Origin of the sequence: Moorena sp. SIO4E2, from assembly GCF_010671945.1 — a bacterium.
In the GTDB taxonomy this organism is placed as follows: Bacteria; Cyanobacteriota; Cyanobacteriia; order Cyanobacteriales; family Coleofasciculaceae; genus Moorena; species Moorena producens.
The window spans coordinates 1-12621 of sequence record NZ_JAAHIE010000186.1 but is presented as its reverse complement, the minus strand read 5'-3'; the positions used below and the strand labels follow the sequence as shown (position 1 = coordinate 12621).

Annotated in this window: 15 protein-coding genes and 1 pseudogene; 9 read left to right on the top strand and 7 right to left on the bottom strand. The window is 44.7% G+C overall.

Going from position 1 to position 12621, the window contains the following annotated elements:
• Positions 1-199 precede the first annotated feature (199 nt).
• Together F6K37_RS19180 and F6K37_RS19175 are read left to right on the top strand one after the other, a co-directional pair.
• Positions 200-1144: a M23 family metallopeptidase gene (locus F6K37_RS19180; RefSeq protein WP_008190014.1), complete on the top strand. Its 945-nt coding sequence runs from the start codon at positions 200-202 to the stop codon at positions 1142-1144.
• Between the two features lie 730 nt (positions 1145-1874).
• Positions 1875-2444: a late competence development ComFB family protein gene (locus tag F6K37_RS19175; protein ID WP_008190011.1), complete on the top strand. Its 570-nt coding sequence runs from the start codon at positions 1875-1877 to the stop codon at positions 2442-2444.
• A 63-nt stretch (positions 2445-2507) separates the two neighbouring features.
• Here F6K37_RS19175 and F6K37_RS19170 read toward each other — a convergent pair whose 3' ends face one another.
• Positions 2508-3233, bottom strand: a complete 726-nt coding sequence (locus F6K37_RS19170; protein WP_008190009.1) for a L,D-transpeptidase — start codon at positions 3231-3233, stop codon at positions 2508-2510.
• A 185-nt stretch (positions 3234-3418) separates the two neighbouring features.
• On the opposite strand from F6K37_RS19170, the gene F6K37_RS19165 reads away from it, so the two are divergent.
• Positions 3419-4072: a sigma-70 family RNA polymerase sigma factor gene (locus F6K37_RS19165; RefSeq protein WP_044495298.1), complete on the top strand. Its 654-nt coding sequence runs from the start codon at positions 3419-3421 to the stop codon at positions 4070-4072.
• Positions 4073-4278: 206 nt separating this feature from the next.
• Complete coding sequence (locus tag F6K37_RS19160) at positions 4279-4857, top strand: anti-sigma factor family protein (protein WP_287251596.1); 579 nt, start codon at positions 4279-4281, stop codon at positions 4855-4857.
• A gap of 82 nt (positions 4858-4939) precedes the next feature.
• Here F6K37_RS19160 and F6K37_RS19155 read toward each other — a convergent pair whose 3' ends face one another.
• Positions 4940-6370, bottom strand: coding sequence for a protein adenylyltransferase SelO (locus tag F6K37_RS19155; RefSeq protein ID WP_008190002.1), 1431 nt, complete (start codon positions 6368-6370; stop codon positions 4940-4942).
• 133 nt (positions 6371-6503) lie between these two features.
• Between F6K37_RS19155 and F6K37_RS19150 the strand changes: the two genes are divergently transcribed.
• Complete coding sequence (locus F6K37_RS19150; protein ID WP_044495296.1) at positions 6504-6755, top strand: CRR7 family NDH-1 assembly protein; 252 nt, start codon at positions 6504-6506, stop codon at positions 6753-6755.
• A 147-nt stretch (positions 6756-6902) separates the two neighbouring features.
• Here the strand turns inward: F6K37_RS19150 and F6K37_RS19145 are convergent, their stop codons facing one another.
• Positions 6903-7466: a DUF2854 domain-containing protein gene (locus F6K37_RS19145; protein ID WP_008189999.1), complete on the bottom strand. Its 564-nt coding sequence runs from the start codon at positions 7464-7466 to the stop codon at positions 6903-6905.
• A gap of 319 nt (positions 7467-7785) precedes the next feature.
• On the opposite strand from F6K37_RS19145, the gene F6K37_RS19140 reads away from it, so the two are divergent.
• The gene (locus F6K37_RS19140; protein ID WP_165691818.1) at positions 7786-7956 is read left to right on the top strand and encodes a hypothetical protein; all 171 of its coding nucleotides are present in this window, start codon (positions 7786-7788) and stop codon (positions 7954-7956) included.
• Between the two features lie 136 nt (positions 7957-8092).
• On the opposite strand, the gene F6K37_RS19135 is transcribed toward F6K37_RS19140, so the two are convergent.
• Entirely contained in the window at positions 8093-8515 is a 423-nt protein-coding gene (locus F6K37_RS19135) for a response regulator (protein WP_287251595.1), read from the bottom strand.
• Between the two features lie 147 nt (positions 8516-8662).
• Here F6K37_RS19135 and F6K37_RS19130 point away from each other — a divergent pair, with 147 nt between their 5' ends.
• On the top strand, positions 8663-8824 hold the full coding sequence (locus F6K37_RS19130; protein ID WP_154659952.1) for a hypothetical protein: 162 nt from the start codon (positions 8663-8665) through the stop codon (positions 8822-8824).
• 83 nt (positions 8825-8907) lie between these two features.
• Here F6K37_RS19130 and F6K37_RS19125 read toward each other — a convergent pair whose 3' ends face one another.
• Positions 8908-10263, bottom strand: coding sequence for a DUF3370 domain-containing protein (locus F6K37_RS19125; protein ID WP_287251593.1), 1356 nt, complete (start codon positions 10261-10263; stop codon positions 8908-8910).
• Between the two features lie 210 nt (positions 10264-10473).
• Here F6K37_RS19125 and F6K37_RS19120 point away from each other — a divergent pair, with 210 nt between their 5' ends.
• Complete coding sequence (locus tag F6K37_RS19120; RefSeq protein ID WP_131826867.1) at positions 10474-10821, top strand: hypothetical protein; 348 nt, start codon at positions 10474-10476, stop codon at positions 10819-10821.
• 4 nt (positions 10822-10825) lie between these two features.
• On the top strand, positions 10826-11038 hold the full coding sequence (locus tag F6K37_RS19115) for a hypothetical protein (protein WP_131826866.1): 213 nt from the start codon (positions 10826-10828) through the stop codon (positions 11036-11038).
• A gap of 80 nt (positions 11039-11118) precedes the next feature.
• On the opposite strand, the gene hpsE is transcribed toward F6K37_RS19115, so the two are convergent.
• Together hpsE and F6K37_RS19105 are read right to left on the bottom strand one after the other, a co-directional pair.
• On the bottom strand, positions 11119-12081 hold the full coding sequence (hpsE, locus tag F6K37_RS19110; protein ID WP_008189986.1) for a hormogonium polysaccharide biosynthesis glycosyltransferase HpsE: 963 nt from the start codon (positions 12079-12081) through the stop codon (positions 11119-11121).
• A gap of 275 nt (positions 12082-12356) precedes the next feature.
• Positions 12357-12621: pseudogene (locus F6K37_RS19105) on the bottom strand (hypothetical protein); the annotation flags it as partial.

Here is a 12621-nt window from a genome sequence, read left to right as displayed (position 1 = left end):
CCATCGACCGAATTAGCCTAACCGTTAGTGTGATAGACTATCGACCTTAGTTAGATGTCCTTTTATGATGGCACCTGGCTCAAGATTCCCGGTCCCGTTCATCTGCAAACTAGATGGAATTGGAAACACACTGGGCTAAATGATAGTCTATGCCCTAGTAGCTAAAGAGTAAAAATCTTAGTCTAATTTGTATAAGTCAGTGAAATCACTATCCTCTCATGGCTCACTATCAGGGCTAGAGCACTATTCTCCTTCTAGTCCCACCCCACTTCTGAGTGCAAAGCACCTTGCAAAAGGTCTGATTAAAACGACAGCAATAGCCCTGGCATCGGGTTTTGTAGCCCTGTGCCAACCAGTGCAAGCTTTACAGGTACAAGTTCAACCAGACAATCCCCAGTTAGGCGATACTTTGTCAGTGGTAATTCAAACCGAAACAGTCGGTTCACCACCGAGCGTTTCTATGGGTCAAAAGACCTATCCTACCTTTGCAACAGGGACAAATCGTTATCGAGCTTTAGTACCCACTACACCATTAGATAAACCAGGAAAATTGGTTTTGCGGGTGGCTGGTGATGGTAAAGTCAACAACATAGCTGTACCACTTAAGAATCGCTCTTTCCCTGTCCAACGCATCTGGCTGTCTGGCAAAGCCTCTGCCCCAGCAACCCAATTTGAATTAAATCGGGTTGCCCAGTTTAAAAAATTAGTGACACCAGAAAAATTCTGGAATGGTAAGTTCTATAGACCCAACAATGCTCGTGTCTCCAGCGTTTTCGGTATTCGTCGCTACTACAACGGTGTCTTTGCTAACAACTACTACCATCGTGGTGTTGACTATGCCGGTGGCTTCGGTTCACCAGTAGTAGCACCAGCAGCAGGACGAATAGCACTAGTAGGACGAGAGTCTCAAGGTTTCCGGGTTCATGGTAACACCGTAGGGATTAACCATGGTCAAGGGGTACTCAGTATTATGCTGCACTTGAGCCAAATTAAAGTTAAAGAGGGGGATTTCGTTCAAGCTGGCCAGGTCATTGGTAGCATTGGTTCTACAGGTGCTTCCACTGGTCCTCATCTACATTGGGGTCTCTATGTTCACGGTCAGTCGGTTGACCCAGTACCCTGGAGATGGGAAGGTGTAAATTGACTTTCCGCCAGCCCATCACTTAGCTAAACCGCGAGAAGCCCCGCACTTTACCTTCATTGGGTAAGTGTCGTATGGGAAGCGCGGGGCAAGGGTCGGAACGTCGAAATGCCAATGGGCTATACTAGGGACAGTAGGGAAAACAAATTAAGAGCTAACCGCCACCTACTAGCTAAACATAGAACGAGTTGTATTGTTCCGGCGCGGAGGGGCATCCCGTGTCGTTAATAAAGTAACCCGTGTAACCGAATCGTTGGATGGTGTTGGTAAGAAGCCCGCGCTGTACCGCGCTTGTCAGCGTCGGGAGTATGTCACCTGGATCACCTATACTATAACTAAGCCAGCACATTTGATATCATAGATAAATCTAAACATCAAGGGTAAAGGTTAAAGGTTAAAGGTAACCGGCAAGAGCGAACAATTTTCTTTCCTCTTGCCCTTTCCCAATTAGTTAGCTGTTAACTTGTCCTTCCTTTAGGACTTAGTCGTTATTTACCATTACTCAATAAATTCCTCGTGTTTGCAGTTAGTCATGGGCTAAAGCCCTATGCCTCACTTACTCCTACTCTTTTTTTGATTTTACTAGGAAATTCCACTAACCACTCACTTCCCTTCACGAAATTCCCCAGATTCATCTATCGGGATCAGCTTAATCAGATCAAGACGAAGCTAAATTCCTAGATTATACTATTAATTATTTTAACCATTAAACCAATAGCTATTCAATCTACTCATGAGAATTGAGCAAATTATAGAAAAAGCCTTGAAAGATGGGTACTTAACTCCCCTGATGGAGAGTGAGGTCGGTCGCCTTTGTGACACAGCTTCGGAACTCTCCATTGAAGAATATATGGCATTAGACAAACTGATGGGGGCGCTTCTATCTGGTGAAGTGGTTACAGTTGCTCGCAAGCAGTTTATCAATGTCATGGAAGAGTTGGTATTAAGCGAAGCAATTGATCAAGTTACCAAGATAGAAGACAAGAGCGATCGCTTTCTGGAGGTAGGAGATATTGCTGCCTATGCCCTCAATAGACTGCCCCCTCTCTATGCTACTACCGAGAAAGGTGCTCAATACCAGCGTAAAAGAGCAAAGCAAGACCTAATGGATTTAATTAACCATCAAGTCAAGGATGCCATAGCCAAATACCTAGAGCGACCTCATTTTGGCGCTGATCGCCAAGCAATCCGCAAACAAACCAGCAAAGATCTGATGGGACAGATTAGTAACATGTTAGAGGGCTGTGCACCAGGCTTTGAGCCAAAGCCTCAGCGCTCAAATGGATTACATGGATTACGTTGAGTCATTGTTAACATGTGATGTTTAAAAAAACATTTTAAAGTATAATTTTTACAACTGAAATGTTTAATTCCTGACAATGACTGGTGTTCCTAGACTGACCTGCTCATACAACTGTTTAATATCCTGGTTGAGCATCCGTAAGCAGCCGTGGGAAACCGCTTTGCCGATTAGCTCTTCTTCATCAGTGCCATGAAGCCCGATTTGATGGTGCCCGTCAGACCAAAAACCAATCCACCTTTCTCCTAAAGGATTATCAGGTCCAGGAGGTATGAGTTCACCAGTAATCGGTTCTTTCCAAATAGGGTTGGGTTGTTTGCGAATAATTTTGAAACTGCCAGTGGGTGTATCCCAACCTGGTTTACCAATAGCAACTGGGTGGCTCTGGAGCAATTGTTCTCCCCAGTACAAGTAAACCGTAGTATCACTCAAATCCACAACTACCTGGTAAGTAATAGCAGCAATTGCGTCAGTAAAATAAGAGGTGGCTGGTAAAACCTTGGGAATTTTTGATTTCAGTCTCTTTGGCGTTACCTGAGGTTCTACCAGATCTGAGGCTGTCTTTTCGGATGACAACGGTTCCAGTTCTGGGTATACTGAAGAGGTTTTTGTCAACGTCTTATCTGTACTGAGTCCTGCTATGGTCAACCGAGAGGTTGCTGGCAAGACCTGGCTAATTTCAGGTGTAAGTTGCTTCAGCTTAAGCTGTGGTAGTTTAGCTGAGATTAACAATCCTGCTGACCCAAAGCAAAAGATCATTAAGCTGGTGTTAATTGAGTGGATTATGGCCATAATTAATTTAATTAATAGTTAATTAATAGGTAATGACTAGTTAATTTAATAGTTAATTAGCTGTTTACTGGCTCAGTCCACTACGAGCGTGAAAATGTAAGATAGACTAGTGCTCGATGAACGGGAACCAATCGCAGAAGTTGGGAGTCAATGAGAGGAAGAAAGTTTTAAAAGCTATTCCAATCATGAGCCAACCAATTTCTCTATCCTGGTCAACAGAGGTAAAGCTTCCTCAAGTGCCGGTGCAACCTGAGAAACTCTCTAACTATGATTTGGTTTTACGCTGTCAGGAAGGTATGAGTCCTGACCGCACAGCCTTTGCTGAGCTACTACGTCGGTATCAGTCCCACGTGGACAAGATTTTGTATCACTTAGCACCAGACTGGCAAGATCGCTCCGATTTAGCCCAAGAGGTCTGGATTAGGGTTTACCGTAATATTAAACGACTTAATGAACCAGTCAAGTTCAAAGGTTGGTTAAGCCGTATTGCCACCAATCTGTTCTATGATGAGCTCCGCAAACGCAAGCGGGTAGCCCACCCCCTGTCTCTGGATGCACCACGTCATATGGATGATGGCGATATGGATTGGGAAATTGCTTCAGCAGAGCCTGGTCCAGAAGAAGATATGACGACCAGAGAGTTTTATGAGCAACTGCACAAGGCAATATCAGAGTTGCCAGAAGTGTTTCGTACTACCATTATCCTTAGGGAAATCGAAGGTATGGCTTATGAGGAAATTGCCGAAATTACTGGCGCTTCTCTCGGAACCGTTAAGTCTAGAATTGCTAGAGCAAGAGCGAGATTGCAATCTCACCTGCAAGCTTATCTAGATTCCTAAACATCAGTATAGTTACTTAATAATATATCAAATCTTGACAAGGCTTGCTTAATCAGATCTTTATCTAAAGCGCATAATTTGAGAAGACAAGCTTGATCAAATCTTTATCTAAAGCGCCGGATTTCCTTTATTGCTTATTCCCTTAAAATGAAAAATATGGGAGATCTAGTGTGGGGAGTTTACGATGACTCGTTGGTGATGATAAAATGACCTCTAAATTTAACCCTAACCCTGATAACACTTATGGGCAGGAATCTGCCAAAGATATGGATTCCCTCAAGCGCGATCGCGAAGCGTGGCCTACGGCCAATCGCTTTAAATTAATCAGTGCCTACGTTGATGGGGAAGTAACATCAGCAGAGCGCTCTGATGTGCAGCAGCTATTGGCAACTGACCCAGATGCCAAACGATTATACAATCGACTGCTGATGCTACGTCAGGCATTCCGAACCATGCCCGTCCCACCAACAGAGCAACCAGCTCAAGAACTGGTACAGCAAGTTTTCTCAAAAATTGACCGCCGCCGGAATCGCCGAAAATTCGTTTGGGGTGGTGCTGCCCTTGCTGCCATGTTTGTCGGCGCGGTTTCGATGATTGGGTCTAATGGGCCCTCACCAGTGCCACAGATGGCCACTAACCCAACTCCATTGCCAAAAGCAGAACCCCTCAGGATTGCTCTGAATCGACCGCTGCTGGAGATACCTAAAGCTCCAGTGTCATCTCCTAGACCGGCTGGGATTATACCAGAACTTAAGGGAAATGTCAATAATCCTAATTTGAATTAAATTAACTTAAATGGGATAAATAAATGGGATAAATGGTTCTTGCCTCGGCTTGGAACTAATCGCTATTTCAGTTTTTACTATTTCAGTGTTTAGCTTGTAGTTTGCTGATCAACTCATAAAACGGCTCCCAATTATCTTCCTGAGTAATTGGCTCCCAAACTGCCTCAATCACAGGTCTAAGTAAAGCAGTTTGCGGATTCTTATCTCGCAAAAGTGCTGACATATCCTTGAGCTGATCAACTGATAAATTTTGTAAAAGGTGGTGGTAGAAATTGCGCCAATCTGCTAGGGAGGAATACTTAGCATCTGACTCCCAAAAGGATTCTCGGCTCATTATCTTACTAACATCATCTCGCCAACTCTTATCAAACTGTTGGGCTAATTCAGCAAAGAAAGCGTGATAACCCACCTGAGTATCTTGCAGGAACTGAATCGTTAACCTCAATAACTCTGACTCTTCCGATTCTGGCAACTGTTCAAATCCCAGTTTATTCAGCATCAAGTGCCGATAATTGCGGTAATAATGTTTCCCAAACTCGGCTAAACCTGCTTCCATCTCCGATGTTGGGATTACCATCCCTAACGGTTGCTGAAGCATTTCTAAATTTAACTGACAAATTCCAGGCTGATTGCCGTAACTATAGCGCCTGTAATAGTCAAAGTAAGCAGCGGTAAACTTAGGGTCATAGGTGGGGATAAAGGCATAAGGTCCATAATCAAAACTTTCTCCAGTAATCGACATATTGTCGGTATTTAAGACACCGTGACAAAAACCCGCTGCCATCCACTGGGCTGCCAATCGAGCCACTCGTTCCACCAACTCGGCGTAAAACTGAGCATACTGCTCTTGTTTCTTATCCTCCCTGAGGGGGATGATGGCTGGGTAGTACTGCTCAATCACATGGTCTAATAGCTTTTTGATTAAATCCGGACGCTTAAAGTAATGCAGTCGCTCAAAGGTACCAAACCGGATATGGGAACGGCTAAAACGTACTATCACTGATGAGCGAGTTGGAGAGGGTTCATCACCCCGCCACAGTTGCTCACCAGTTTCAATCAGGCTCAGACAACGGGAGGTCAAAACGCCAAGATTGTGCAACGCTTCAGCTGCAAGTACTTCCCGCACCCCTCCTTTGAGGGTCAGTCTACCATCGGCAGTTCGGGAGTAGGGTGTGGTGCCAGAGCCTTTGGTACCGAAGTCGTAAAGTTCCCCATCGATACCTCTTACTTGACCATAGAGAAAACCTCTGCCATCCCCTAGTCTAGGGTTATATTCACCAAATTGATAGCCGTGGTAGCGCAGGGCTAAAAAGGGTCGAACTCCCTGAAATTTACCGAAAGCTTGGATAAAGTCTTGGTCGTTAGTGTCTTGGGGATTTAACCCAATACGGGGTAGCAATTGGTCGTTACGAAACCGCAGGATATGCCTGGGAAATTCTGCTGCTGCTACTTCGTCAAAATAGTCATATCCCAGGGATTCTAAAGCTGGCTCGTAGTTGAGAGAGAGGAACATATCGATCAGGGCTTCTTAGCTCTTAGGGAATAGGTTGGCAAAGGAATAGTTTTTTTATTCACCACAAAGACCCAAAGAATGATAAACCATCTAAGATTGTTAACGAAGGAAGAAAGCAGATTTGATCTAAGATATGCCTAATTCTATAATGTTCCAGGAAGATGGGTATGTAGTTCTCGAAACGAATCAACCAGAGGTGATTCTGACTCCAATGGAGTTAAAGTCAAAGTTAATGGCAATCTTGGCAAATCGTCAGGATGATTTGCCCAGGGATTTGCAGCATTTGACCTCTTTGGAGGAGCAAGGACAGTATTTGATGGAGACCAGCTGTGAATTAGATGTAGGACCTGGAGAGTATTTACAGTGGTATGTAGTCCGCCTGTAGAAACTATACCGGCAACAGAACAGGAGCGCTGAGCGCCGATGTCTAGGCAAGAACTCGGCGCTCAGCGTGACGGGTTGGTATATGACCGACTGTTTGAAATCAGAATCCCCGTCTAGGTAACAGCGGGGAGCTTTAAAGGTAAGGTCTTTACACGCTGGTGCTTTCTTCGGGCATTGCCACTAGTGCTACATCCACCTGGTCTTCTTCAAGTTGGGTTAAATCTACTTTAATACCAGGTCCAAAGAATTTTTCCAGTTTTTCCTGCTTTTTGAGCCAAGTCTCAAAAGGAATTAGTGGGGAGTCAAATTCGAGAATTAAGGCATAAGCACCATCCACCGAAGTTTCTCGTAAACCCATCAACACAGGTCTTTCTTCATCAGTAGGAGATAAACCCAGGCTTTCCAAGGAACTATCTAGATGGGCTTCTTGACCATAACGATATCGCGTTACGTCTTTGCGAATTTGATTTTGGATTGGGGTGGCGGTTTCCTCTCGCAGCGTCAGGACTTCAGGAATTGTTGGTTGGCTTAATTCTACAGGCTTTAACTCCGCAGCTTTGAGGGCAAGACCTCCTAGTAGAATTGGAATTCCGTAAAAGAATCCCACTAGATTCACTGTAGCATTATCGGTGGCGTAGGCAACAAAGCCGATTACGGTCAGTAATCCACCAATGACTAGACCTAAAGTTCCTAGGGAAGTTCGGGGTAACATTATTTAGCTATGTAACAGAAATAACTCCAGTTTTATTATCCTAGAGCGCTGGTCAAGTCATAGAAGTTGACAAAATGACCGATATATGGGTTAAAGTAAAATTCCTCCACTCCTATCCCCCCTATTTCCCCTATACCCCATTTACAGATCATCAAATTGACCCAATACTTCATTCTGACTTAACCGATATTCCAGACTCTGGCTAAGTCAGAATGAAGTAATAAATGCACCCAGTCTTTCTCTGACATACTTTATTCCCCTTTTTATGGGAAAATTTGATCGTTATTATAAAATTGTTGTAGACAAGAGACAGCCAAAAATGGAATTGGAAAAAATTAAGGAGCGAATTACCTTAATCACCAGTAAACGGGAATCCTTGCTACGGCTTCTGGAGCAACCAGATTTGGGAACCCTCCGAATTGATGTTAATCAAGCCCTAGAAGAACTCGATGACCTAATCGATGAATTTAAGCGTACTTTCCCCGAATAGAAAGGCTAACTGATTCCTAAAAAAATTGGCGTTGCTGATTAATGGAATAACTCAAGGTAATAGATAATTAGGAAATCAGCTGACTATAACTGCACAATTCCTTAGTTTAGCAGCGCCTTATTCTAGTTTTCCTTTCTCAGCTAATTTTAGCTAGTGGTTGTAGACAGTTAACTTTATCCCTCCCCATTTCCCTAACTAAATTAATTAGATCTGAAGTGGCAACATCTTTCCTACAAAAGATATCAACGGGAGCAGTTTGGCTCATCACTTCAATTTGGGGGTCTTCTACTGAAGAGTAGGCAATGATTTTAGTGTCTGGCTCTAGGCTTTTGATCCGGGTGGCTGCACTTAGACCATCCATCATAGGCATTTGTAGATCAAGTACAATCACATCCGGGTGATGGCACTCTACCATATCAATGGCTTCTTTCCCGTTACTAGCAAGAGCAACTATCTCAATATTCTCCTGAGCCGAAAATGCTAAATGAAGGCTATATCGAGTTAATTCATGGTCGTCAACTACTAGAACTCGCAAGGCAGGATGCTCACAGGACAACATAGGAAGACGCTGATCATTGTTTGACTTTTTCAGTCTAATAAGTTAGATTGTAAAATTTTATCTACCTTTCGAGATAATCAACTCATCATTTCATGAATTTATTACATTGACGACAATACCAATTTACATTGATACGTAGAACCTGATGTGACATACTCCCAACCTTGCCACCCTGACAGGGGTAGGTTTTTTACATTTGGGTCAAGAGTCGGGAGTCGGGAGTCGGGAGTCGGGAGTCGGGAGTCGGGAGTCGGAAGTCGGGAGTCGGAAGTCGGGAGTCGGGAGCGGTGCGACCCGTGGCGAATTTAATTCGACGACTGTAAGCGCACTCCCTGGGAATCGGGAGTCGGGAGTCGTCAGAAGCGGGAGATGGGGAGATGGGGAGATTGTTATTAATCCTGTGTCCGAACAGTTAAAACTTGGGGGGGTGTCGAGTCTGGGGGATAGAGAAAATCGACTTGCACCAGCCGCTGGTCAAGGGGTGGCATCTGCAACCTAACTAGGGTATCCCCCTGCTCACCACGCCGTTGTACCAAATGCACATAGCGCGTCCGAGGTAAACCTTGATCATCCTTATAGCTCAATTGCACTGTCCCCCGGAAAAATATTTGCTTAGCTGGAGCCTTTAAAAACCTTAATCCTCCCTGGATTTGATCTTGTTTAATCGGTGTCTCAATAGCCAGGGTGACCGTTTGAGTATCCCCGGTGGGATTAATCAGTGGCAAGGTCAGGCTGTATTGCACCCCATAATTACCATGGGCAAAATAGGCGGTATCTGGATAACGGACTAACATCGGCGCACTCTGAATTTGACCAGTACCTAACCTGCCATGATGGAGGGTACTCAGTCCGTAGGAAAAGGCTTTTCCCGGTTGCGGAATAGTTAGAGATTGAGCAGTAGGATTATCCACTAACTGAGCTTGCCATCTAGAGCCTCGGGCTACTCCTGCCACTCGACCGTAGATAATTGAACCAGTAGTAGCAATTGGATCACTCGGGGCGCGATCGCGTGGTCCGGCTAACTCCCCTTGCTCTAATAAATCCTGCCATTGAGCTATAGTAGGAGAGCGTTCATTGCCATCACTATCTAAAGGTGCATACTGGGCAAGACTAGCGGCGTATACCTTTCCATCACTGTATAACCGCATCAAAGTTGAGCGACCATTAATAGGTGGTGTCAAGGTTCGCACTGGAATTGGGAGATTCAGCAACATGCGACTTTGCTGAGCCTGAATCACCAATTGGGCAGGAAATCCGTCTTGCCTACCTCCACGCAGGATATCACTCATCACTCGGCTACCAGGCCCAGCATAAACTCTACCGGCAGAATTATCTACTTGGGAGGGCAATTCGATAAATGGTGCATCAGGCTGACTCAGGTAACTAGCTGCCTCAATAATATCTACTGTTACTGGTTCTTTGCCTGGATTGTGGAGGATAATCCCCAGATAGAGGGTGCGCAAATCGTCTCGGGTGGCTGCTTTAGCAACATGGTGGGCAAAGATATCAAAGCGCCCCTGAAATGGAAAGTTTAAGTGAGCCCCTGGGTTGGCTTTGTCAGAAGGGGGAAATGTGGACAGTAAAATTCCTTCAGTCTGTACTAGTTCGGGACTGTTGCTGTTGAATACGGGTACATTATCTAGTTGTCCTGGTAGAGGGCGTATTTCTTGGAGTTGCACGATTTCTACTTGAGGTGTTGGTGCTGGGGTGGCTTGAGCCAGGGTGAAATTTAGTAAAAATGGCAGCATGGATTTAGGGGTTTTAGTTAAACCAAAAGTGGTTAAACCATAAAGACGCGAACAGGCAAAGATTTGGATCAGGGTGCCATCTGCTAAGTTCAGAAACTCTGTTAGTTACAGGTTTTTAGTCACAGGTGTTGGCTAACTGGGAATTCTGAGTTTTAGTGATGTCAGCTGGAATTTTCCAGTATGGCATGGGAATATATTGAATCTATAACTATGACTTTTCTTTACCACCAAGTTTCCCTTGCCCAACTTTCCACCAAGGCACGTTCTGATCGCACACGCTGGCAGTCAGGAACTGAATTAGCTATGGTTACCTATGGGGAAGTGTCTCTTGGTTTTATTGTCCCTCTGGAAATTCTAACTGCTTTGCCCACTGAGGCGGTTGCTGGAATGCCCCTAAAAGAACTACAGCGTTGGCTGTTTAGAAATCGGCAAGGATGGCTGGAAGGGATTATGGATGCTTTGACTCTCACTTACAAGAAACAGGAGGTACTGGGGTTGCTCCACCCTCGCTACTCAAATCAGTTATCAGAGCTAGTCAAAAGTAGACAATCGGCTTAAACCAGTGAGTATTTCAAGAAAATCCCACGTGAGCATCAAAACGCGAACGGAACAACGAACCGCTTCGCGTTCGCTCTTAGCGGAAGCTGAGGCCTTTGGCCACGCTACGCGAACGCTTCATCGCGTAGCAGCGACAGCCGCGATAATCGCATTTTTAGGTATTGCCTATTTGTGGTATTATATCACAATTTATGACCAATTTATGACCAATTTATGACTTCCCTCTTCCAGTTTATTCCCCCTGTTAATCCTTTTGAACTAGTTATTTGAACTAGTTATTTGAACTAGTTATTTGAACTAGTTATCATACTCAGCCAAATACCCATGTTTAAGGAGGTAAAAAGGACTCCATAGACTACTAATAAACAACTCCATTTGGCAAGCTGCAATTAAATCAGACTGGATAGAACCACCATGCTTGAGCCAGTGAAAGGTAATTTTGCGCAAATCGTTGGTCATATAAGCCACAGTTGCCAATGGTCTTAGCCAAGGTTTTACACTCAACATCCGGGTCACATGACGACTTAAACCAATCCCACGGAAAAATGGAATTAAATACTCACGTCTCAGACGCCAGCTAGGGATTTTGTGCTCAATTTCCATAGCAGGATTGTACCAGATTTCCCAGCCCTTAGCTTGGATACGAGACAACATCTCTAAATCTTCCCCAGTTAACATACTGCTCTTAGTGCGCCCAGTCAAAATAGGCCGAGAGGGCATACTCTCTAACCAAGCTTGTTTTCGCACAACCAACCCAGCTGAAGGTGGTAGTAATTTTTTGTGCGGTTCATAAAGTAATGGCTCACAGCCACGTTCAGTGATTGCTAAAAATGGCGCAAGTTTATCAAAATTTGGCGGAGGAGTGACTTCAAAAACACCATGGATTTGACTACCATAAGCACCAGAAGTAGGGTGAGATTTGCCAAAGGCGTAAGCAGCAGCTATCCAAGACATTGATGGAATCGTGTCATCGTCTAGGAAACCCACTAGTTCACCTCTGGCTTCCTGAATGGCACGGCATCTGGCATAAGCTGCCCCTTGTTTCGCTTCAAAACAATACCTCAACGGATATTGCCTTGGCCAATTGGCTTGATAAGCGTGAACAAGCTTAGCGGTGCCGTCAGTGCTGTTGTTGTCAATAACAATAACTTCCCAGCTGAGTTGGTCTTGCTGGCAACAGTCTCGCAGTCGGTCTAAGACTTCTGGTAGACGGTTCTGACCGTTGTATGTGGGGATGGCAACAGTTAACTTAATAACCATAGTTTTTTTCTGAATGTAGAAAAATAACCCTAACTAATTATTGAGAATATTCCCAAGTGTTAAGCAACATTATCTCTCTCTGAGGATATAAATTGTTATTGGTTTAGGCAATTTAACCGATACTTTAAGCGGAAAGCTTACACGCTACGCGCGCCCTTGGGTTTGCTTTCCGCAAACAGCTATCAGCCCCTCAGCCCCTGCAGCGAAGGAGCTTACCTTCAACAGCTAACCCAAAAGTTCAGTTTATGCCCGTGGGAAGTATCTATTGATAAATGCTATAGCAAAGGGAACAGCGGATCACCGGAACAGCGGATCACCGGAGTAGGGAGTAGGGAGTAGGGAGTAGCTGACAAGGGTAGGTTTTTTACTTTGGAGATAGGTAATAGGTAATAGGTAATAGGGAATGGGGAATGGGGAATGGGGAATGGGGAATGGGGAATGGGGAATGGGGAATGGGGAATGGGTAATCGGAACCCACCCCTAACCCCGACCAGGAGGGGAAGAGCGGGAGATGGGTCGGTAATCGGTGGAAATTCTGGG

What these genes read in the sequence shown, in the direction of transcription:
- F6K37_RS19145 (WP_008189999.1), bottom strand. Translation starts at nt 7,466, where the DNA reads ATGTTACCCCGAACTTCCCTAGGAACTTTAGGTCTAGTCATTGGTGGA.
- F6K37_RS19175 (WP_008190011.1), top strand. Translation starts at nt 1,875, where the DNA reads ATGAGAATTGAGCAAATTATAGAAAAAGCCTTGAAAGATGGGTACTTA.
- hpsE (WP_008189986.1), bottom strand. Translation starts at nt 12,081, where the DNA reads ATGGTTATTAAGTTAACTGTTGCCATCCCCACATACAACGGTCAGAAC.
- F6K37_RS19165 (WP_044495298.1), top strand. Translation starts at nt 3,419, where the DNA reads ATGAGCCAACCAATTTCTCTATCCTGGTCAACAGAGGTAAAGCTTCCT.
- F6K37_RS19140 (WP_165691818.1), top strand. Translation starts at nt 7,786, where the DNA reads ATGGAATTGGAAAAAATTAAGGAGCGAATTACCTTAATCACCAGTAAA.
- F6K37_RS19120 (WP_131826867.1), top strand. Translation starts at nt 10,474, where the DNA reads ATGACTTTTCTTTACCACCAAGTTTCCCTTGCCCAACTTTCCACCAAG.
- F6K37_RS19135 (WP_287251595.1), bottom strand. Translation starts at nt 8,515, where the DNA reads ATGTTGTCCTGTGAGCATCCTGCCTTGCGAGTTCTAGTAGTTGACGAC.
- F6K37_RS19125 (WP_287251593.1), bottom strand. Translation starts at nt 10,263, where the DNA reads ATGCTGCCATTTTTACTAAATTTCACCCTGGCTCAAGCCACCCCAGCA.
- F6K37_RS19170 (WP_008190009.1), bottom strand. Translation starts at nt 3,233, where the DNA reads ATGGCCATAATCCACTCAATTAACACCAGCTTAATGATCTTTTGCTTT.
- F6K37_RS19160 (WP_287251596.1), top strand. Translation starts at nt 4,279, where the DNA reads ATGACCTCTAAATTTAACCCTAACCCTGATAACACTTATGGGCAGGAA.
- F6K37_RS19150 (WP_044495296.1), top strand. Translation starts at nt 6,504, where the DNA reads ATGCCTAATTCTATAATGTTCCAGGAAGATGGGTATGTAGTTCTCGAA.
- F6K37_RS19155 (WP_008190002.1), bottom strand. Translation starts at nt 6,370, where the DNA reads ATGTTCCTCTCTCTCAACTACGAGCCAGCTTTAGAATCCCTGGGATAT.